Source organism: Bradyrhizobium sp. Kon58 (genome assembly GCF_055807455.1).
The window spans coordinates 1-238 of record NZ_JBVVOT010000637.1 but is presented as its reverse complement, the minus strand read 5'-3'; the positions used below and the strand labels follow the sequence as shown (position 1 = coordinate 238).

At 60.9% G+C, this 238-nt stretch carries 1 pseudogene; it reads right to left on the bottom strand.

From position 1 onward, the window contains the following. A pseudogene (locus AC0L20_RS41780) lies at positions 1–238 on the bottom strand (hypothetical protein); the annotation flags it as partial.

Genomic DNA, 238 nt, shown 5'->3' with positions numbered 1-238 from the left:
GCGGTGCTCAGCGGGTTACCGGAGAAATCGAAGCCTTTGCTGATGGCGGGCGGCAATTCAAATAACTCACGGGGTAGCTCGCTGATCTGGTTGTCGGTCAACAGCAAGGTTTCCAGCGACCGTTGGCGCACCAGGTTGGCGGGAACTTCGGTGATGCCGGTCTCATCAAGGTCAAGGTAGGTCAGGCGCGGCAGGCTTTGAATATCCGGTGCGCGCCCCAGCGGGTTGCGGTCCAGGC